Raw genomic sequence first — 20,710 nt, 5'->3', positions numbered from 1 at the left:
CCGGGGGCTTTTTTATGCCTATTTTGAGTGGCGAACGTTAAAGCGTAATTGCCCTTCGAGCTCTTCTTCTGCTTCATCGAACAGTAAAATCAGCGCGCCATATCGCCTGCGTAACTTATCCGGTAAATGGACAAATTCGATTTCCAGAGGTAACGGCAAGACTTCCCCAACCACAACCTCCCACAAAGAATCTAAATCAACCACCTTTTCCCGGGCCAGGCCAAATGTACGTGCAAACTCACGGTAGAAATCACTCTGATTTTCAATTTCGTCAAAATCAAACGTATAGATATTCATCTATAGCCACCATCCCGACGCCAGTTACTCTACAGACCACCGATATGCAGGGTCTTCCTCAACCTGTTTCCCGTGTATCCCGCCAGCAAAATTTTATGTTCCTGCGGTCCAGGCATCGTTTATCACCCCAGCTAAATGCTCGTCTTAAGTATAGCGCTGCCTCAGTGTGCGCAATACGCCAGGAATGAATTGTTCACTGTTTAGATAAAGAGAGGTAAGTCACATTTTTGTGCAAGACTATGACTGCGTTTCAGAAACAGTATGAAACACGTTGGCCATAACGTTCTGAAAAATAATAGGTCCGATATCGATATGATATTTTCAATATGAAAATCATATTAATAACCGCACTTATCATATTGGATTTGTAATTGAAGCCTCCACAAAATGCCTGCAACTGAATAGTCTCTGGAGTCGATATGTCCATGTCTGTTGTCAACGATACCCCGTATGAAGCGGCTGAAATTCTGCGTGCAGCAAAACCCAATTTTCATCCACGTATCGCTCTGATACTTGGGTCAGGTCTGGGGGCGCTTGCCGATCGCATGGAAAATAAAACCACGCTTTCATATCAACAATTACCTGGGTTTCCGGTCAGCACCGTAATCGGCCATGCCGGGGAAGTGGTGATGGGGACGCTTTATGGCATCGACCTCATCTGCATGAAGGGACGCGGGCATTTTTATGAAGGGCTGGGAATGGGCATCATGACCCATGCCGTGCGTACCTTTAAACTGTTGGGCTGCGAATTTTTATTCTGTACCAACGCCGCGGGTTCACTGAACGTAGATATTCCTGCAGGTAGTCTGGTTGCCCTCAACGATCACATCAACACCATGCCATCTACCCCACTTGTCGGGCCGAACGATGAACGCTTTGGTCCTCGCTTCTTTAGCCTCGCTAACGCATACGATCGCGAGCTGCGCCAGCAGCTTCACGGTGCCGCAGAGCAGTTGGGTATCACGCTTCATGAAGGGGTTTTCGTCTCTTATCCTGGCCCTAATTTTGAGACGGCTGCGGAGATTCGCATGATGCAACGTATGGGCGGCGATGTGGTCGGTATGTCGGTGGTACCGGAAGTGATAGCTGCACGCCATTGTGGCCTGAAAGTACTGGCCGTTTCAGCCATCACGAATATGGCTGAAGGCCTCAGTGATGTTGAGCTTTCCCATGAACAAACGCTGAAATGCGCAGCCATGGTGACCGAAGATTTTATTCGTTTGATCAGCCAGTTCCTCAAACAGTACGCCTGATCGTGGTTCCGTAGACGGACAGGTCGCCCTGCTCCGTCTGGAGAAAAGTTATGCCAGACAATCAGTTTTCTCGCGCAAATCTCAATGCCGTTTCGTACCTGAGCTATTACTTTGTTGGCGCACTGGTGTCGACACTGGGGATTGTGCTTGGGCCACTGTGTGCCGCTTTTCATAAAGACCCCAGCTTTATCGGGCAGGTCTTTACCTTGATGAACATCGGCATGTTTGTGCCTATTATGCTTGGCGGCATTCTGATGAAAAAATGGGGGCTGAAAAAACCATTAGTTATTGCTGCAACGCTCACCGTGATTATCAGCGCCGTGCTTTTTATCCAACCAACCTTAACACTGTTTAGCGTTGCAGTGGCCGGCATTGGTGCCTGCGGGGGCGTGTTTATGACCATCGGCAGTTATCTGGTGGTCCGTATTAATCCCGATGAAAAGAGCCGCTCTTCCAGCCTGATTTTTACCGATTTCTTTTTCAGCTTTGCCGGAGCAACCCTTTCTTTACTGTTAGCCTGGATGTTTAAACTGGGTGCCAGTTGGATTGCGATGTATGGGATTATGGGCGGTCTGGGCGCGCTGATGTTGGCACTTACCCTGCGTTGTCGCTTCCCATCGACAGAGGTTGCGCAGCCGCAGCGACACGAGAAAACGGAAGAGTCAGAACCCTGGGGGATCTCCGTCTATTTAATCTGTTTTACTCTCTTTGCTTTCCTGCTGGCTGAACCCATTTTTACCATGTGGACACCGGGCTACCTGCAATCGCGTTTTACACTTCAGGCGCAGGATGCCGCGCTGTTCACTACTGTGTATTGGGTGACGAAAGCCATTGGCCTGTTCCTGAATCAGTTCACCGTGAAGTGGATGAAGCTGCGCACTTTCCTGCTGATCTGCGCAAGCATTGGTCTGGTCTCCATTGCGCTGATTGCCAACAGCAACAATACCACGCTGATTCTGGTAGCGTGCGGCGTGTTTGGTTTCTTTAACTCCGGTTTATTCTCCGGCCTGATGAGCTATGGCTCACTGCAGGTGAGCCGCAGTTCACCAACCTTGATCTCCGCCTTGTTGACGTGCGGTACAGTGGGCACGCTACTGTTTGCCAGCGTATCCTCCATGGTAAACAGCCACCTTGGTCTGCAGGGGGCGGTGAATACGTCAACTGTCGCCTATTGTGTGTTACTGCTGACGCTGGTTATCGCTGTTGCCTGCAGCCAGGCCGAGCGTCTCGCCCGCTCGACATCCGCTGCGGTTTGACAAGCTTTGGGGAGGACGGCATGATGCCGTTTCTCTCCCTCTCTTACGCGTAACCAGCATGATTGATCTCCAGGCCAATAGCCGAATTCGTCTTCGAACATTGCGTTATTTTCAGGTTCTCGCTGACGAGCTGCACTTTGGCCGGGCCGCGGCCCGGTTAAACATCTCTCAACCACCGTTGAGTATGCAGATTAAAGAACTGGAAGAGATCCTTGAAACGACACTATTTGAACGTACCAGCCGTAAAGTGGTTCTCACGCGAGCCGGGCAGGTATTGAAAACGGAAGTCGATCGTATCCTGAGTACCACCGATCAATCCCTCAATTATGTGCGACAGATTGGCCGTAGCGAACATCAACATTTCAACATTGGGATAGTCGGTAGCGCACTGTGGGGGACGCTGCTTACGCGTCTAAAGGGCTTTAAAAAGCAACAGCCGTACGTAAACTGGAGCTTGCAGGAGCTTTCCCAACATCAGCAAATTGAAGCCTTGCATGCCCGGACGATTGATATCGCGATTAGCCGGAACGTACTGCCCCAATCCGAGACGAATATTCGTAGCCAATTGATTTCCCGCGAAGCGGTTGCTCTCGCCGTACCTGAACACGATCCTCTCTGCCAACACCAAAGCGTCTCACTGGCGATGCTCGCTGAACGCCCCATCATTTCGCTTTCATTTAATCAAAGCAATTTCGCCCGTCAGGTACATGACCGCTGTGTTGAGGTAGGATTTTATCCTCTGATTACCCACCAGGTTAACGAACCGCAAACCGCGCTGGCGCTGGTTAGCGCAGGAATGGGCCTCTCTTTGCTGCCAGAAACCTGCGGATTGATCCACTGGCCAGGCGTTCGTTTCTTACCGTTGAATGACCCTATTCCAGCCGATCTTTATGCCTACTGGTACGACGAACCGCTTTCCACATTAATGAACGCGTTTATCATGACATTACAGGGGCGGTAAAACTGAAACCGGAAGAAATATCCTCTTCCGGTTAGATGATTTATGAATTGCTGGTCAGTGCATGCTGGTATTTGTGCAACATTCCCGTGAGTCGTTTCACTGGTTCCGTCACCTGAGGCGGGGCTTCCCAGAGCGTTAATTTTTCCTGGTAGATATCAAGTTCCTCCAGCAACTGACTAAAGTAGCGTCGGCGTTTGTCATCATTGACTGCAGAAATAACATGATCGGCAGTACGGCGAAGCTGGCGATGAAACGTCGATAAATCGTCGTTTACTGGTACAGGTGCATCACGTAAACGCTGGTGAGCAATAATCATCGTCAGTGCCAGGCGGAACTTTGCCAGATCGCCGGGGAATTTGTTCATCAGTAAAAACAGCTGCTGATACAACGCCGGAAGGTGATTTTCTTTACGGCGCACAACATTGGTGGTCATTGCGGAGACCGCTGCCGACACAAACTGGTTAAGCAACACACGACCTGTTCTGTCACGCGAGTTATCCCGCACCAGCAGAATAACGATAAACGCCAATACGCAGCCGACAATCTGCCCCAGTGCACTGTCGAGGAACTGGCTAAAGTGGAACGTCATCGGGTTATCCAGCACGATGATGTTAATGGTGCTCGCCAGCGCCCCCATTGAGCCCAGACGCCGCTTTTGCACCTCGATACCCAGAAAGAATCCCAGCACCGCCAGACTCAGACACAGCAATAACATGCTTTGCTGGGTATTGGGGATAATTACCAAAAAATAGAGCGCCCCCAACGGTAATGCTGCCAGCGTGCCATAGATAAAGTCGATGGCTACCATACGGGGGTTAGGCAAACGCATGGCCAACGAGGTGACGACCGCTATCATTACCATCGCGCCACTACCTGATGTCCAGCCGGTCCACAACCAGAATAAGGTTCCCAGCACACAGGACAGCGTAGTACGCCAGAAGTTGACCATTGCATGGTGACGTTCAGCGGATTCCACTTTCACCACCGGCTCGCCCTGCAGGATCTCTTCTTCTATTGCACTGATTTTGGTATTGCTGACCACGCCGCGTTTCAACAGCAGGTAGCGCGTCGCCGCGCCGGCCCAGCTATAAATCGTCACCGGCGTATCACGCTCACCGGTCCAGGCAATCACACGGCGCATCCGCTTCAGTTGTTTATGTACGTCCTGCACCGTTTCAACCGGTGTATCAAACAACTCGCGGAAAGTATCTGTAATCAGTTCTGGTCGCGTATTCTGGATAAGATAGGTTTCGCAGGACTGAGTAATAAGCGTCAGTGACAGTGTGTTCAACGCTTTGAGCCTACGATTGGCGCGCACCCAGCGTGAGGATTCCATGTTCAGGTTGCTGCGCATACCTTCCAGCGCCGCCGTACGACGAACTAAAGTGCCCCAGGCCTTGTCCACCTCTTCGCTATCACCATGCTTTATACACAGCTGCATAAGCTGATATTGCGCCACCAGAAGGCTGTCCAACTCGACATCTATCTCCTGTTTCACTGAACGGGGCGAAAAGAGTAGGTCGGCGATGATAGCGCAGACAATCCCCATCACAATCTCGCTGCAGCGTTCGAGCGCAAATTGTGGCGTCAGCAGAGGCTCCGCCTGAATGGTAATGACGATAATCAGCGCCGTGTAACCCGAAAGCCCCCAGGCATAGGAGTTTTCGATCTTTACCAGTGAAGAGATCCAGGTACAAAAACCGGCCCAGATACAGCACACCAGGATCATCAATAGCGGCGCACGGATCATACTGATAATAATGATCAGGGCGGCAATACAGCCAATAAATGTCCCGACAATACGCAGCATACCGCGGTAGCGGATAGCGCCTGAATAAGGTTCTCCACCGGCGGCAAAGGCTGGGCCTGCCGCCACAATGGCTGCGGTCAGGACTGCCCAACGAGGGGTCTCAAGCTGGAAATGAAAGCCAACAAATAACGCCAGTACAATGGCGCATGCCAGCTTTACCGCAAAGCGGATATGCTGATTGGCAATGGAGAAAATACCCATCACAATTAACCAAACTCGCGCAGACGGTGCGCCATTTTACGGAAGAACGACTCCTGGCTGGCATCGCGATCCTGCTTACCGGTAATAACGACGGTAGCCGTAGTACCGGCCGGCCACATCATTCCCTGTTGATCGTCAAGACGAATACGCACCGGCACGCGCTGCGCCAGACGAACCCATTCAAGATTAGAATCGATGGTTGCCATACCTTTCGCATCCCGTGTGCTGCTGGCATTTGTCACGCCTGCCGCCACGCTATCGACGGTGCCTTTCAACACATTATTACTGCCAAGCGGGGTGATCTCAGCGCGATACCCAGGACGTACACCTTCCAGCTTAGTCTCTTCCATATAAGCCAGTACATAGAATGAGTGCTGTTTTACCAGTGCTACCGCTGTCGATCCACGCGTAATAAATTCGCCGCTATAGACGTTCAGGTTAGTCACCCAGCCATCTGCCGGCGCGCGAATCACGGTACGTTCGAGATCTAATGTTGCCAGATCGCGAGTCGCCTGAGCTTTCGCCAACTGGTGTAATACGGTTTGCAGTACGTTGTTTGATTGGTCAATCTCTTCACGAGACATTGCCTGCACGCCCAGTCGGTTACGACGACCGGCTTCCTGGCGTTTTTCCTGTGCCAGAACCTGATAATAAGCAACGTCCGCTTCCGCCTGTTCGAGGGCTTTTTTATAACGTGGCTGATCGATAGTGAACAGGACCTGATCCTTTTTCACCAGTTGGTTATCATGGACGTTAACATTGGTGATAAGACCCGCGACATCCGGTGCAATGGCGACGACATCAGCGCTAAAACGTGCATCACGCGTCCACGGTGACTCGGTGTAATAGACCCATGCGCGGAAAATAGCGATAAAGGCCAGAATGACCAGTACGAGAGTTATAGCCGTACGGGAGAGTTTTTTTGTTAGTGTTTTCACTTCAACCTCAAACGAACAGGCGCGATATTAAATAGAAAAGGCAGCAATACAGCGCGGTGTTAAACAGAGCCGGATGCCAGACAAAATCATAGATGCCAGTCGGAACTAACACCCGGCGCACCAGCCAGAAAATCGCCAGTGACAAAAGCAATTCGAAAAAAATCGGTGGGAAGGACAGACCAAACACCACGATAACGGGAAACAGACTCATGTTGACCTTGGTAGCTTAAGAGAGTGCAGGTGATCGATTATTTAGCGTATGTCACCGCAGAGAAGGGCAAGGATGAGCCAGGCGAGAGCGACATAGCTGTTATTTGAATAATAATATATTAGCGTAACTGTTATGCTGTTATCTATATTATGTGATCTAAATCACTTTTAAGCCAGAGTGAACAATGGAACGATTAAAACGAATGTCGGTGTTCGCCAAAGTTGTCGAACTGGGCTCTTTCACCGCCGCCGCAAGACAGTTGCAAATGAGCGTTTCATCGATAAGCCAGACGGTATCCAAACTGGAAGATGAGTTGCAGGTTAAGCTGCTAAACCGCAGCACACGCAGCATTGGGCTTACCGAGGCGGGTAAAATTTATTATCAGGGTTGCCGCCGAATGCTGCACGAAGCGCAAGATGTTCACGAGCAACTGTATGCTTTTAACAACACGCCCATCGGCACGCTGCGCATTGGTTGTTCTTCAACCATGGCACAAAATGTCCTCGCCGGATTGACCGCAAAAATGCTCAAAGAGTATCCTGGACTGACGGTAAATCTGGTGACGGGAATACCAGCACCCGACCTGATTGCCGACGGTCTGGACGTGGTTATCCGCGTGGGTGCCCTGCAGGACTCCAGCCTTTTTTCGCGTCGTCTGGGAGCTATGCCGATGGTGGTCTGCGCGGCAAAAAGTTATCTCGCCCAGTTTGGTATCCCGGAGAAACCCGCCGATCTCAGCAATCATTCGTGGTTGGAATACAGTGTTCGCCCGGATAATGAGTTCGAATTAATTGCTCCGGAGGGGATTTCTACCCGTCTGATCCCAGAGGGACGCTTTGTGACCAACGATCCGATGACACTGGTGCGCTGGCTGGCGGCAGGCGCGGGCATTGCCTATGTACCGCTGATGTGGGTGATCAACGAGATTAACCGCGGCGAAGTGGAGATCCTGCTCCCCCGCTACCAGTCAGATCCACGTCCGGTGTATGCGTTATATACCGAAAAGGATAAGCTGCCGCTCAAAGTGCAGGTGGTGATTAACTATCTGACCGATTATTTTGTCGATGTGGCGCAACTGTTTCAGGGAATGTACGGCCGGGGAAAAGAGAAGTAAAAAAGTCCTTGCCGGATAAGGCGTTGACGCCGCATCCGGCAAGATGCCCGATAGCACGGGTGCTTATCGGGCTTACATCATGATGTTACGCGGTGCCACCTACGGTCAGGTTATCCACCTTCAGCGTCGGCTGGCCCACGCCAACCGGCAGACTCTGTCCTTCTTTACCGCAAACACCCACTCCGTTATCCAGTTTCAGGTCGTTGCCCACCATCGAAATCTGCTGCATCGCTTCAATACCGGAGCCAATCAGCGTCGCGCCTTTCACCGGTTTGGTCACTTTACCGTTTTCAATCAGATACGCTTCGGAGGTAGAGAACACGAATTTCCCGGAAGTGATATCCACCTGGCCGCCGCCAAAGTTAGGCGCATAAATACCGTATTCGACAGACTCGATGATCTCCTGCGGCGTGGATTTCCCCGGCAGCATATAGGTGTTGGTCATACGCGGCATCGGCAGGTGCGCGTAAGATTCACGGCGACCGTTCCCCGTTGGTGCCACCCCCATCAAACGTGCATTCAGTTTGTCCTGCATATAACCTTTCAGAATACCGTTTTCAATCAGCACGTTGTACTGACCCGGCGTTCCTTCGTCATCAATAGCTACTGAACCACGACGATCTGCCATCGTGCCATCATCAACGACGGTGCACAGTTCTGACGCCACCAGCTCACCCATATGACCGCTGAATACCGAAGTGCCACGGCGGTTAAAGTCCCCTTCCAGACCATGACCGACCGCTTCATGCAGCAGAACGCCAGGCCAGCCAGCGCCGAGTACCACCGGCAACGTGCCCGCTGGCGCGGCTACTGCAGAGAGATTGACCAGCGCCATACGTACGGCTTCTTTCGCCCATGCGTCAGCACGAACTTCGCCATCAAGGGAGGCGAGGAAGTAGTCATAACCGAAACGACCGCCGCCACCGCTGGCACCACGCTCACGTTTGCCGTCTTCTTCTACCTGCACGCTGACGGACAGTCGTACCAGGGGACGAACGTCTGCCGCCAGTGTTCCATCCGTCGCCGCAACCAGAATCAGCTCATACACACCGGTCAGGCTCGCCGTCACTTCCTGCACACGCTTGTCGGCGGCACGCGCAACGCTGTCCACACGACGCAGAATATCTAGTTTCTCTTCCCGGCTCATGCTCTGTAATGGATCAACCGAGGTGTAGAGTGCCTGATGCTCTACCGCACCCAGCGTTTTTACTTTGCCATCACCGCTGTCACGCACGATAGTACGCGCGGCATGAGCACTTTGCTCCAGCGCCAGCAGGCTTATTTGGTCCGCGTAGGCAAACCCTGTTTTTTCGCCGCTGATGGCACGCACGCCAACGCCCTGATCAATATTGTAAGAACCATCTTTAATGATGCGGTCTTCTAAAACCCAGGATTCGTGGTAGCTCGACTGAAAATACAGATCGCCGTAATCAAGACGGCGTTCGGCCAGTTGGCCCAGGATGGCGAACAGATCCTGATGTTTCAGGCCATTCGCCGCTAGCAATTGTTCACTTACCAGGTTCAGACTCATCGTTTTGCTACTCATTAGTTACTGTTGTAGGCCTGATAAGACGCGCCAGCGTCGCCATCAGGCGCTTCAATGCCCGGATGGCGGCGTAAACGCCTTATCCGGCCTACGGACTGCGGTAGAAGTTCTCTGTTGAGATTGGGGCAATTACTCGTCCCCGTCAAATCATTGCTGGCTTTCTTTGCGCGGCTGGCGCAGAACTTCGTTAATCTGTGGCTTATCGACCGGACCGGTAATGCGATAGCGCAGAATTGAAACTTTGCTCCACAGCGGCCCCAGAACTTTACTGGCGGCAAATACCGCCGCGCCGACAATCGGGTTGACGGCAAACGCCGCGGCCACCCCGACGGTGGCAGAAATTTCTGGTGCGACAACGGCTTCCATATCCAGTTCGCGACGTACCAGATTCACCGAACCTTTCATGGCGATATCCGCTTCCAGGCCATCTACCAGCGTATCATCAGTGTGCATCACACCGTCTTTGATCCACGCCGTACTGCGGATAGAGTCAAAGTAAAAACCTTCACTGAACGTATCGCTAAAATCAAAACGCAGTTTACGCAAGAGCGCATCAAAGCTCAGCAGACGTAACAGTTGTCCCGCATGTCCGGTGCTAAGTTCAGTCAATTCACCTTTGCCTAAACGGGTGCGCAAAATACCATTCAGTGAAGCTTCATCTGGGTCCCAGGGCGGATTACGCCAGTGCAGATCGTACTCGACGTTAAAGGAAGAGTTACGAATCGGGGTAGATACGCCAAAGAAACCCGCGGCTGCATCAATCTTGTTGCCATTCAGCTTTCCTTTCAGTGATGTACGCTCCTTGCCCGGCACATTGACCCATTCGCCATCGGCGGTCAGTCGGGCAAACCCGGTATCCAGTAGACCGTTGCTCAACGTTAATGTGTCACCTTTTATCGCGACATCGGCATCAATGCGCCCATATTTTTGCCCCCACATCCAGCACTCTTCGCAACGTATCTGCGCATCCGGCCAGCCACGGAAGCTGATGTTATTGATGGCAGAGAACGGCGAGGCTGGCGTTGTATTGGGCGATGACGTTGCAGTGCTCGGGTTGAAATACAGGTACTTGATATTGGCAAGCCACGGAGCATTATTGCGCATAGCCAATGTGGCGTTAATTTCACGCCCCTGCGCCCGTACGCTGGTACCATTAAGCCCAGGTTCAGACACTATGCTCAGGTTATTCCACTGCTGGCCGCCCAATGATAAAGAAGGCGTGCGCACCGCAATACGCTGCGGGAAGTTCGCATTACTTCCGACGTTATCCGCCGCGCCTTTCTGGAACAATGCCAGCCATTGCGCACCGTCCATGGGCGGAAGATTAAGTTCAATACCCTGCTGGTCAGGAAGCGCTGGCACGGTACGGCTTTCCGAAGTCCAGATAGCGCGATCAAGCGTCAGTTTCTGATTCAGCAACCAGCGGCTGTTAAAGTGGTTCCTGCTTCCGGCGTTACCGGTCAGATCGAAGCTGCGCAGGTTGCCCTCTGCCTTAACATTAACCGGCAGCGACTCGCCGGCTACCTTGTTTAACGGAGCAGGTAAGTGACTACTTACATTTTTCAGGTCACCTTTCAGCTCAATGTTGTAGGTCGCTCCGGCATGATATGGCAGGTCAATGCCAACCTTACCGTTCCACGCCATACTGCCGCTTAAGGCATCATTCACCTGTGCGGGGAGTATCCCCATACGAGTTGGCTGCCAGTCGCCATTCAGATTCACAGCAACCTGGTAAGCTTTTGCACCCTCGGTAGTGGAAAAGTCGACATTCAGAGGCTGATTAAACCAGTTCGCCGTCATCGGCTCACTCTTGAGATCGCCGTTGATAAAGCTGAATTTACCGTTCAAATTCTTCAGCGTGCTGTCGAGCGGCTTGATAAACAGACTGTTATTTCGCAGATTCACATCGCCTTTGGCCGTAACCAGAGAACCATCTAACGGGATATCAAGATGTAAGCGAGCACTCACATCGCCGTCAATTTGCAGCTGTTCCAGTGTGGCACCAAGCGACTCTTTCAGCGGTGTTTCGTCGAAATAAGGCCCAACCGCTTTGCCCGGCCCGTTGATGTCGGCATCAATCAGCAGTTTTTCTTTTGCGTAGTCAGGGATATTTGCCGTCAGATTTGTGGCTTTTACCCCCCCCAGATTGACGCTATCCGTCTTCATCCACAGACCATCGTTAATGAAGTTCAGTTCAATATTGAGGTCAGTCAGTGCGGGCCATTCCGGCTGGAAGGCAAATTTTGCATGACGCAGCGGCACCAGCACCTGGAACTGACCTTCGTTATGCAGATACGGGAACAGATGTGGGTTACCACCATAAACCAGCGTGGCGTTATCCGCTTCACCGCCCTGAATTGCCCCACTGAGGTAATCAACCAGCTCTTTCCCCATCAGGTTTTCCGGGAAATAGCGCCAGGCCTGGGAGCCATCGTGAGTACTAATCCCCGCCAGAATCCCCAGCCACGGCTCATCGCTTGTTGGTTGCAGATAACGAAAACCGCCACGCGCATGTACCGCTTTCGCTTTAACGTCAATATTGCGCCCGTCTAGCTGAAAGCCATTTTCATTCTTCAGCCAACTGAGCGTTGCCACGCCATTTTCTATCTCCAGCGGGGCACGAAAGACGGTTTCATACGGCATTTTTGCCTGCTTCATGGAGGCCGTTAATGCGCCATTTTCCACGCTGCCAGACAACGTACCGGAGAAATGCTCTGCTCCCGGCAACAGCTTCCACTGTTTCCACGCCAGATCGGTCCACGAGGACTGGAAACGGGTTTTTTCGGTCGCCTGTAACGGGATATCCAACGCCAGCACATTTATCTTGCCGCTCGGTTGCGTGGCCCGCCAGATATCGCCCAATGCCGGAGATAACTTAGCGGCCATCGGGCGTAGCCCCTCTAACCCGGCTAACTCCAGGTTACTGGCGCGGATACGTAATTCGTCGCTGCGCTTGTTATTAGCGCCCCCCACTTCCTGCTCGGGGAACCAGGCCAGCGTTAATGCGCCACTCGGCCAGGGTTTGTCATCCATCGTGATGCGCGTATCCGGGATAGCGAACAACCAACCGGAGTGCTCACGGCTGATCTGCGCAGTCAGGTTGTCGACGGACAGCGTGTGGATGTTGCTCTCCCCCTTCCAGCTTGCGCCGCCCTTTTTCAACCAGACATCGCCACCAGAGATTTCGCCTTTGCTGAGCGTCATCCAGCCTTCCAGGCTAAAGCGCGCGGTTTGCAGCGCAACATTGTCCTGCATCCATTTTCCCAACCACGGCTTAACGTCGATGTCGTCAGCCTGCAACCAGACTCGACCATTATTCAGCAGGCCGTCATCATCACGCAGATCCATACGCACCTGCATAACACCGTGCTGGCCGGTCAGGCTGGAGAGGCTGACCTGGCCTTCAGCACGATGCCGGTTTTTACCGTTCAACCAGGTTAACTGAGGGATCGCCAGTTCTGCTCGCTGGCCTGACAGGGTCAAAAAACTGACCTGGCTGTCGCGAAGATCAAAATGATCAAACTGGCGCAGGAACAGATCGCTGATATGGCTGGTTTCAATTCCATCGCCGCTATCGCCACGTTGGATCGGTGTATTGGTGCGCAACTGCAGTTGCCAGAAGGTGAGATCGCGAAACTGCCAGCGCATGTGCAGCAAACTTTGCCAGACATCCAGCGCCAGCGTGACACGCTTTACCGAGAATTCGCCACCGTCTTTCAGTTGGGCATGAATATCGCGCGCTTCGAGCGTAGGGCCAAAATTTTGCCAGTTAGCAGAAAGCTGGCTGGCGGAAACGGGCATACCGGTGGCAGATTCGATCTTATCCAGAATGGTCGGACGCCAGCTATCGAGATGCGGTAGAGCAAGGCGCAGCCCGCTGACCAGCAGCGCTGCGATGACAACGAATGCGGCTCCAGTGAGCAGTAGAATCCCCGGCAATCGCCTCACGCGCCTCTCCTTGTCTGCCAAAAAATGTGACTCACACCCCTTGAGTGAATATTGCCGGATGGCGGCGCTTGTGCCTTATCCGGCCTACATGCGCGGGTGCCACTACACGATTTACATCATTACCACGTCAAACTGCTCCTGGTTATAGAGCGGTTCGACTTGTACTTTGACCTGTTTGCCGACAAAGATTTCCACTTCCGCCAGCGCATGCGACTCTTCCCCTTTCAGGGTTTCAGCCACTGCCGGAGATGCGTACACCAGGAAACGATCGGAGTCGTAAGCATGGTGCACGCGGACGATTTCACGCATGATTTCATAGCAGACGGTTTCGACCGTTTTCACCGTGCCACGTCCGTGGCAGGTTGGGCACTCGTTACACAGCACATGCTCCACGCTCTCACGCGTGCGCTTACGTGTCATCTCTACCAGGCCCAACTGTGAAAAACCGTTAATGCTGGTTTTTACGCGATCCTTGCTCAGCGCCTGTTCCAGAGAATGCAGCACCCGGCGGCGGTGATCTTCATTATTCATGTCGATAAAATCGATAATGATTATGCCGCCCAGATTACGCAGACGCAGCTGACGTGCGATGGCCTGCGTTGCTTCAATATTAGTATTAAAGATAGTGTCATCGAGATTACGATGCCCAACAAATGCACCCGTGTTGATATCTACGGTGGTCATGGCTTCAGTTTGATCGATAATCAAATAACCACCGGATTTCAGCTCAACCTTGCGCTCCAGCGCACGTTGGATTTCATTCTCAACGTCGAAGAGATCGAAAATCGGTTGGCGTCCACTATAGTGTTCCAGCTTGCTGGTCATCTCCGGGATATATTCCGCAGTAAATTCCAACAATGCTTCATAAGTCAGACGGGAATCGACGCGAATTCGGTCTAACTGAGCATCGGCAAAATCACGCAGAACGCGCTGTGCCAGCGCCAATTCACCATACATCTGGTAGCGCGTTTGAGGGCGCTTCTTACGCTCCATGACCTTCGTCCAGACGCGCTTAAGGTAAGCGGCATCAGAGGCCAGATCTTCTTCACATACGCCTTCAGCCGCCGTGCGAATGATGAATCCGCCCTGCTCATCGCAGTAATCCGCCACCACCTTTTTCAGGCGTTCGCGCTCGGTTTCGCTCTCGATTCGCTGGGAAACCCCCACGTGCGAGGCGCCAGGCATAAAGACAAGATAACGGGAAGGAAGCGTGATGTCTGTCGTCAGGCGTGCACCTTTCGTGCCCAGAGGATCTTTCACCACCTGTACCATCAGGTCTTGCCCCTGACGCACCAGTTCGGAGATATCGCGCACAGTGAACTGTTTTTGTTCTTCACCCGCTACGCATTCGGTATGCGGCATGATATCTGATGCGTGGAGAAATGCGGCTTTATCCAGCCCAATATCTACAAAAGCCGCCTGCATACCCGGAAGTACACGACTTACACGACCTTTGTAGATATTGCCTACGATTCCGCGTCGCGCCTCACGTTCAATATGAATTTCCTGCAGAATACCGCCATCAATGTACGCCACCCGCGTTTCCGATGGCGTTACGTTTACCAACAATTCAGCCGTCATGTTTATCCCTTTTCTCACGCAGTGCGTTAAAATTGCTCAGCAACTCATACGTTTCTACCAGCGGTAAGCCGACTACGGCGTGATAGCTGCCATTTATCTTCCTGACAAAACAGCCACCCAACCCTTGAATACCGTATGCACCTGCTTTATCCATAGGCTCACCGCTGGCAACATAACCGGCGATGTCCTCATCTGTTAGTGCTCTGAATGTCACTTCCGTCACCACCAGACAGTCCAGGCTGTGCTGGCGATCGGCTAATGCGACAGCCGTCATGACCTGATGCGTTTTGCCTGACAGTTTATGCAGCATCGCGGCTGCATGGTCGGCATCATGTGGTTTTTCCAGCACTTCGCCATTAAGGATAACAATGGTATCCGCCCCCAGCACAGGTAAATCGCGCTCAGCCAGTGCTACGCCCGCTTGCGCTTTTTCACGCGCCAGGCGAACAACATACTGCTGGGCGCTTTCCTGCGGGTGCCGCTGCTCCTCAATTCCAGGAACCAGTCGTTCGAATGTTACGCCAAGCTGAGCCAACAGTTCCTGACGACGTGGGGAACCTGAAGCAAGATACAGAGTATTCATATCAACCTTATTGCACCGCAAACTGCTGGCGAACTTTACGCATTAGTAAGAATAGCCATGGCCAAAGCACACCATTTACTACACTACTCCAGAACACTTCAGGTCTGAAAGAGACGTTGATCACTAAAAACTCGGCCCAGAAAACAATAATATCCACGACCAGTGATAACAACATGACCACCAGCGCCTGCTGCCAGAGCGCGAGGTTACGGAAGAGCTGGAATTTCAGTGCGACCAGATAAGCAATGATACTCATCGACAATGCCCGCACACCAAGCGTAGAGCCACTAATGAGATCCAGTATGGCACCCACGACAAATCCTGTTCCCACATTTACGCGATGCGGCAGCGCCAGGATCCAGTACAGCAGAATGAGCAGCACCCAGTTTGGCCGGAAAACGAGGATCTCGTCCGGCCAGGGCATGACTTGCAGCAGAAATGCAATTAGGAACGAGAGCCAAATGACCCAACGTCCCTGGTGACGGATACTTGCCACTTACTGCCCTCCCGGCTTACGCGGAGCAGGTTGTGACGGCGTGGTTGTTGCAGGAACCGGCGTTACGCCTGTCGCCGGAGCAGGAACTGGCGCAGGAGGCCCCATGGCATCCGGTGCTGGCAGGACTTGCGGCATCATTTGCATCAGACGTTCATTAGCAACACGATGCACTTCTTCTGGCGTCATCGGGTTAGCGCCATTGCGATCGGCTCCCCATAGCAGCAGAAGATAACGCAAACGCTGTAAACCCGCCGTCGGACGCGCCTGAATCACGGTGTATGCGCGCTGGGTATCCAACTTCACAGAGGAAACGACACCGACTGGATAGCCTTCAGGGAAACGCCCACCCAGACCGGAGGTAACCAGCACATCGCCAACGCGAATGTCAGTATTAGCCGGCAGGTGTTCGAGCTGAAGATCGTCCGTGCAGCCGTTACCGGCAGCAATCACACGGATATCGTTACGCAATACCTGGATTGGCAGTGCATGCGTCGCGTCACAAATCAGCAGTACGCGGCTGGTCAGTTTTGCCACCGCAACGACCTGGCCCACGACACCTTTATCGCTGATGACCGGCTGACCTTCATAAACGCCGTTAACACTCCCTTTGTCGATCACAACCTGATCGCTGTAAGGATCGTTAACCGTTGAGATGACCTGCGTCACCATTTTTTGTTCGTCCTGGCGCAGCGGCGATCCCAGCAGCTCACGCAAACGCGCGTTCTCCTGTTTATATTGCCCCAGCATCAGCAGTTCACTGTTTTTCAGCAGCAGTTCCTGACGCAACGCCCGGTTTTCAAGTTCGAGTTGGTCACGAGAAGCCAGCGTTTGCGACACGCCGTCGAGTAATTCACGGGGACCATTAGAGATAAAGTAGAAAGGACTGACGGCGGTATCCATGTACGTTCGGATTTGGCTAAACGTACCCAGGCGGCTGTCGGCAATAATAACGCCGAGCGCCACCAGCACCGCCAGAATAAGGCGAATCTGTAGCGACGGGCCACGGCTAAAAATTGGCTTCATAGTCTATGCGTATTCTCGCATCAGAGCGGAAGAGCAACCCATGGCTACCCTTCCTGCATCCGATTACTCTTCGCTGAACAAGTCGCCGCCGTGCATATCGATCATTTCCAGTGCTTTACCGCCACCGCGAGCCACACAGGTCAGCGGATCTTCGGCAACAACAACTGGAATACCGGTCTCTTCCATTAACAGACGGTCAAGGTTACGCAGCAGCGCACCGCCGCCGGTCAGGACCATACCGCGTTCTGAGATGTCAGACGCCAGTTCTGGCGGACACTGTTCCAGTGCAACCATCACCGCGCTTACGATACCGGTCAGGGGTTCCTGCAGCGCTTCCAGGATCTCGTTAGAGTTCAGGGTAAAGCCACGTGGAACACCTTCTGCCAGGTTACGACCGCGAACTTCGATCTCGCGTACTTCGTCGCCAGGATAAGCAGAACCGATTTCGTGCTTAATACGTTCCGCGGTAGCTTCACCGATCAGAGAGCCGTAGTTACGGCGAACATAATTAATGATGGCTTCGTCGAAGCGGTCACCACCAATACGCACAGAGGAGGAGTAAACTACGCCGTTCAGAGAGATAACGGCGACTTCAGTGGTACCACCACCGATATCGACAACCATTGAGCCGGTTGCTTCAGAAACTGGCAGGCCCGCACCGATCGCTGCCGCCATCGGCTCTTCGATCAGGAACACTTCGCGTGCACCTGCACCCTGAGCGGATTCACGGATGGCACGGCGTTCAACCTGAGTTGCTCCAACCGGTACACACACCAGTACGCGCGGGCTTGGGCGCATGAAGCTGTTGCTGTGCACTTGTTTGATAAAGTGCTGGAGCATTTTTTCAGTCACGAAGAAGTCAGCGATAACGCCGTCTTTCATTGGGCGAATTGCAGCGATATTGCCCGGCGTACGACCCAGCATCTGCTTCGCATCATGACCTACTGCAGCCACGCTTTTCGGCGAACCGGCACGATCCTGACGAATGGCCACAACGGAAGGCTCATTCAATACGATGCCTTGTCCTTTTACATAAATAAGGGTATTCGCGGTACCCAGGTCAATGGACAGGTCATTGGAAAACATGCCACGAAATTTTTTCAACATACTAAGGGATAATCCTGAAAGCTGGGGCGGAAAACAAAATCCGCTTACTTTACCAACCACACGCAGCAGCGACAAGGCGCAAAAATCATCTGCTACGGTGAAAATTAGTGCAGTTCGTTTCCTTTGTTACAAAACCGGCCTGAGTCCATCAGGGCTGAAAAACTCAGCAGCAGTCCTCGCTTTTGTTTGCAACCTGTCAAAGGTCATTCACCTGCATGTTTGCTGTTACAACCTGGCGAGCAGACAAGCACACCCCCAGAAGGCACAGCGCGCGTTATTCTACGTGAAAACAAATTAAACGGCAGGTTAAACCGAGTATCTTTGCGAATATTTTTTCACGTTTGTGTCAAGTGGCTGTGATGCGGCAAAAAAATCACCCTGCCCACCCGCGACTCCACGTTCTGTCAGGGTATGCCACTCGCTGCGCGAACGAACGCCCGTGGCATAAACCTGCGTTGGCGTTCCGATACACGTCTCTACCAGGCTCTGAACCAGCAATTGATTTTCCGTTCGCTTATCAATGTTTCTCACCAGGCTGGGATGAAGCTTCAACAATTCGACATTCAGCTCTTTGATCCAGCTGGTACTCACCAACGTTAAACCGGCCTGCGTAACGGCGATACGTACGCCAAGCGCATCCATCAATCGGATAACCGGTTGTAACCGGCTGATGTGTTGACAAACATCCGCCTCAGCAAGTTCAATAATTATGCGTTTACGTAGCGATTTTTCGCACTGCATCAGCGTATCTCGCAGCCAACGCTGAAAACGTGGACGAATAAGCGATTCAACCGTCGTCTGCATCGCCAGATTTTCCTGCGGCCAGTAACCCAAAAGCAGGATGAGACGGCTTAACTGCAGACGGTCATACTCTTCCGCCAGACCAAATTGCAGCACCATCGGCATATATTCCGCCGAGATGACTTCTTCGCTGCCATCGAAAATACGGCACATAAGTTCGCGATGGTGCACCCGCCCTTCACGCGTTACGGCAGGTTTTTGATAAATTCGCGGTCCACCCCGACTGAGCATCTGCTCAATCAGCGTTCGCCAGCGCACATTGCCCCGGCCTTTTTCCGGCAGAGAGTCGTCATACACCGACCAACTGTTCCCGCCTTGTAATACTGAATTCCGGGTGGCTGCTTCGGCATAATCCATAACTTGTTCAGTCGATTGACCGCTGCGACAGACACAAATGCCAATATGAACCATATCGGCACGATCGATCATTTTGTTAGCCGGAAGTGCATCCACCGCTTTCAAGAGTTGCCCGGCAATGCTTTCCGCTTCTTTTAACGTGCGGTGTGGCAGCAGGATGGCAAAATCGCTTCGGTGGTAACGCGCTAACAGTGCGCCCGGGTAGCGCATCATAAAGGTAGACAACAAATTGATAAGCGTTGAAATTTGTTCTTCCGCCTGGGTAATACCCCAGCTCTCGCGTAGCAGCGTAAAGTCCGGCAGACGAACCATCATCACCACACCATGCGAGCCGACTTTTTCCTGATCTTCCAGCAGCGTCGCCAGTTGGTTATCAAAGAACAAGCGGTTGCTCAGCCCCGTTTTTGTATCCTGGGCAACATAGGAGCGAATTAGCGTATCCAGCCTGCTGCGCTGCTCACGAGCATTTTGAATTTCGGTCAGTAGCATGTCGAGCGCACTACTGGTACGCGCTGGCCACTCATAGACCGTTCCCCGAACGTTTGGCCCGCGTTCACCGTTGAGGATCCGCGTTGAGCGAATCTCCAGTAGTTCTTGCCCGGAAAGCTGACGTTGAAGCCAACGCACCGACAAAAACAGCATCAGGATAATAAAGCCTATCGATAGCGTGAGTGGTGCCGTGGTCATCAACGAATGGAAATAGTTGCCCATCGGATCCTGGTAAACCATACGCAGCGACATCCCCGGGTGCTTGACCAATGGCACGGTGAGATCGCGATAAAGGTTATTCGTCCCCGCCGGGCGGTAGCTACTGGTTCGGGAATGGCTATAAACAACACTGTCACCCTGAAGCAATTCAATACGGACGATATCAACCGAAATCATCAATTCATCAATTTGCGGCGTTAAGGACACGACATCCCGGGTGACCAGATGGGTATCGATCGCCGTCGCGACGGCATGGACGCGGGTGGTGAACTTATATTGAATAGCGTTATAGAAACTCAGCGAGCAACCTATCAGCGTCACGAAAATCGTTAACCCGGTAAGCAGCGTGACAAAGGCTGAAAATTTCGTCGTTAATCGCATCCTTGTGTTAACTCCGACAGTGATGAATCAGGTGTGAAAGTGAAAAAGCGACACGAAAATGCAAAACTGAACGCGAAATCCGTCAATTTACACAAACAATGTGGGCATACTACCAAATCAGGTATATCTGGCAATTTA

At 52.4% G+C, this 20,710-nt stretch carries 16 protein-coding genes; 4 read left to right on the top strand and 12 right to left on the bottom strand.

All coding sequences use genetic code 11. The annotated features are described in order from the left end of the window. Window positions 1-18: 18 nt before the first annotated feature. Window positions 19-297 carry a hypothetical protein gene (locus tag NNO03_RS05255; RefSeq protein WP_271449013.1) on the bottom strand — a complete coding sequence of 93 codons (279 nt, stop codon included), beginning with the start codon at window positions 295-297 and terminating at the stop codon, window positions 19-21. A gap of 419 nt (window positions 298-716) precedes the next feature. Between NNO03_RS05255 and xapA the strand changes: the two genes are divergently transcribed. From xapA to NNO03_RS05240, 3 genes are read left to right on the top strand one after another with little or no spacing between them, the layout of a single operon-like run. Then, window positions 717-1,550: a xanthosine phosphorylase gene (xapA, locus tag NNO03_RS05250; RefSeq protein ID WP_137382453.1), complete on the top strand. Its 834-nt coding sequence runs from the start codon at window positions 717-719 to the stop codon at window positions 1,548-1,550. A 50-nt stretch (window positions 1,551-1,600) separates the two neighbouring features. Beyond that, window positions 1,601-2,806: an MFS transporter TsgA gene (tsgA, locus tag NNO03_RS05245; RefSeq protein ID WP_271441666.1), complete on the top strand. Its 1,206-nt coding sequence runs from the start codon at window positions 1,601-1,603 to the stop codon at window positions 2,804-2,806. A 58-nt stretch (window positions 2,807-2,864) separates the two neighbouring features. Next, on the top strand, window positions 2,865-3,767 hold the full coding sequence (locus NNO03_RS05240) for a LysR family transcriptional regulator (RefSeq protein ID WP_271441667.1): 903 nt from the start codon (window positions 2,865-2,867) through the stop codon (window positions 3,765-3,767). A gap of 40 nt (window positions 3,768-3,807) precedes the next feature. Here NNO03_RS05240 and aaeB read toward each other — a convergent pair whose 3' ends face one another. From aaeB to aaeX, 3 genes are read right to left on the bottom strand one after another with little or no spacing between them, the layout of a single operon-like run. Further along, window positions 3,808-5,778 (bottom strand): p-hydroxybenzoic acid efflux pump subunit AaeB, encoded by a 1,971-nt coding sequence (aaeB, locus tag NNO03_RS05235; protein WP_271449012.1) that lies wholly within the window; start codon window positions 5,776-5,778, stop codon window positions 3,808-3,810. A gap of 5 nt (window positions 5,779-5,783) precedes the next feature. Further along, entirely contained in the window at window positions 5,784-6,716 is a 933-nt protein-coding gene (gene aaeA / locus NNO03_RS05230; protein ID WP_271449011.1) for a p-hydroxybenzoic acid efflux pump subunit AaeA, read from the bottom strand. Window positions 6,717-6,723: 7 nt separating this feature from the next. Beyond that, complete coding sequence (gene aaeX / locus NNO03_RS05225) at window positions 6,724-6,927, bottom strand: p-hydroxybenzoic acid efflux pump operon protein AaeX (RefSeq protein ID WP_000051841.1); 204 nt, start codon at window positions 6,925-6,927, stop codon at window positions 6,724-6,726. 184 nt (window positions 6,928-7,111) lie between these two features. Between aaeX and aaeR the strand changes: the two genes are divergently transcribed. Next, complete coding sequence (aaeR, locus tag NNO03_RS05220; RefSeq protein ID WP_271449010.1) at window positions 7,112-8,041, top strand: HTH-type transcriptional activator AaeR; 930 nt, start codon at window positions 7,112-7,114, stop codon at window positions 8,039-8,041. A gap of 85 nt (window positions 8,042-8,126) precedes the next feature. Here the strand turns inward: aaeR and tldD are convergent, their stop codons facing one another. The 8 genes from tldD to csrD form a co-directional block, all read right to left on the bottom strand. Beyond that, window positions 8,127-9,572 carry a metalloprotease TldD gene (gene tldD / locus NNO03_RS05215; protein WP_271441670.1) on the bottom strand — a complete coding sequence of 482 codons (1,446 nt, stop codon included), beginning with the start codon at window positions 9,570-9,572 and terminating at the stop codon, window positions 8,127-8,129. 162 nt (window positions 9,573-9,734) lie between these two features. Then, the gene (gene yhdP, locus NNO03_RS05210; protein ID WP_271449009.1) at window positions 9,735-13,535 is read right to left on the bottom strand and encodes an AsmA2 domain-containing protein YhdP; all 3,801 of its coding nucleotides are present in this window, start codon (window positions 13,533-13,535) and stop codon (window positions 9,735-9,737) included. A 111-nt stretch (window positions 13,536-13,646) separates the two neighbouring features. Then, window positions 13,647-15,116: a ribonuclease G gene (gene rng / locus NNO03_RS05205; RefSeq protein WP_003828822.1), complete on the bottom strand. Its 1,470-nt coding sequence runs from the start codon at window positions 15,114-15,116 to the stop codon at window positions 13,647-13,649. Then, a complete protein-coding gene (locus tag NNO03_RS05200; RefSeq protein WP_137382459.1) occupies window positions 15,106-15,699 on the bottom strand; it encodes a nucleoside triphosphate pyrophosphatase in 594 nt (197 codons plus the stop codon). Before NNO03_RS05200 ends, rng begins: the two co-directional genes overlap by 11 nt. 7 nt (window positions 15,700-15,706) lie before the next feature. Continuing rightward, on the bottom strand, window positions 15,707-16,195 hold the full coding sequence (mreD, locus tag NNO03_RS05195) for a rod shape-determining protein MreD (protein ID WP_137382460.1): 489 nt from the start codon (window positions 16,193-16,195) through the stop codon (window positions 15,707-15,709). Then, a complete protein-coding gene (mreC, locus tag NNO03_RS05190) occupies window positions 16,196-17,218 on the bottom strand; it encodes a rod shape-determining protein MreC (protein ID WP_040234170.1) in 1,023 nt (340 codons plus the stop codon). A 63-nt stretch (window positions 17,219-17,281) separates the two neighbouring features. Beyond that, window positions 17,282-18,325, bottom strand: a complete 1,044-nt coding sequence (gene mreB / locus NNO03_RS05185; protein WP_000913396.1) for a rod shape-determining protein MreB — start codon at window positions 18,323-18,325, stop codon at window positions 17,282-17,284. Window positions 18,326-18,631: 306 nt separating this feature from the next. After that, complete coding sequence (csrD, locus tag NNO03_RS05180; RefSeq protein ID WP_271449008.1) at window positions 18,632-20,572, bottom strand: RNase E specificity factor CsrD; 1,941 nt, start codon at window positions 20,570-20,572, stop codon at window positions 18,632-18,634. Window positions 20,573-20,710 lie beyond the last annotated feature (138 nt).

It is taken from the genome of Citrobacter sp. Igbk 16 (genome assembly GCF_028069755.1).
Classification (GTDB): Bacteria; Pseudomonadota; Gammaproteobacteria; order Enterobacterales; family Enterobacteriaceae; genus Citrobacter.
The sequence above is the reverse complement of the archived record's forward strand: the minus strand, read 5'-3'. Positions and strand labels throughout refer to the sequence as shown.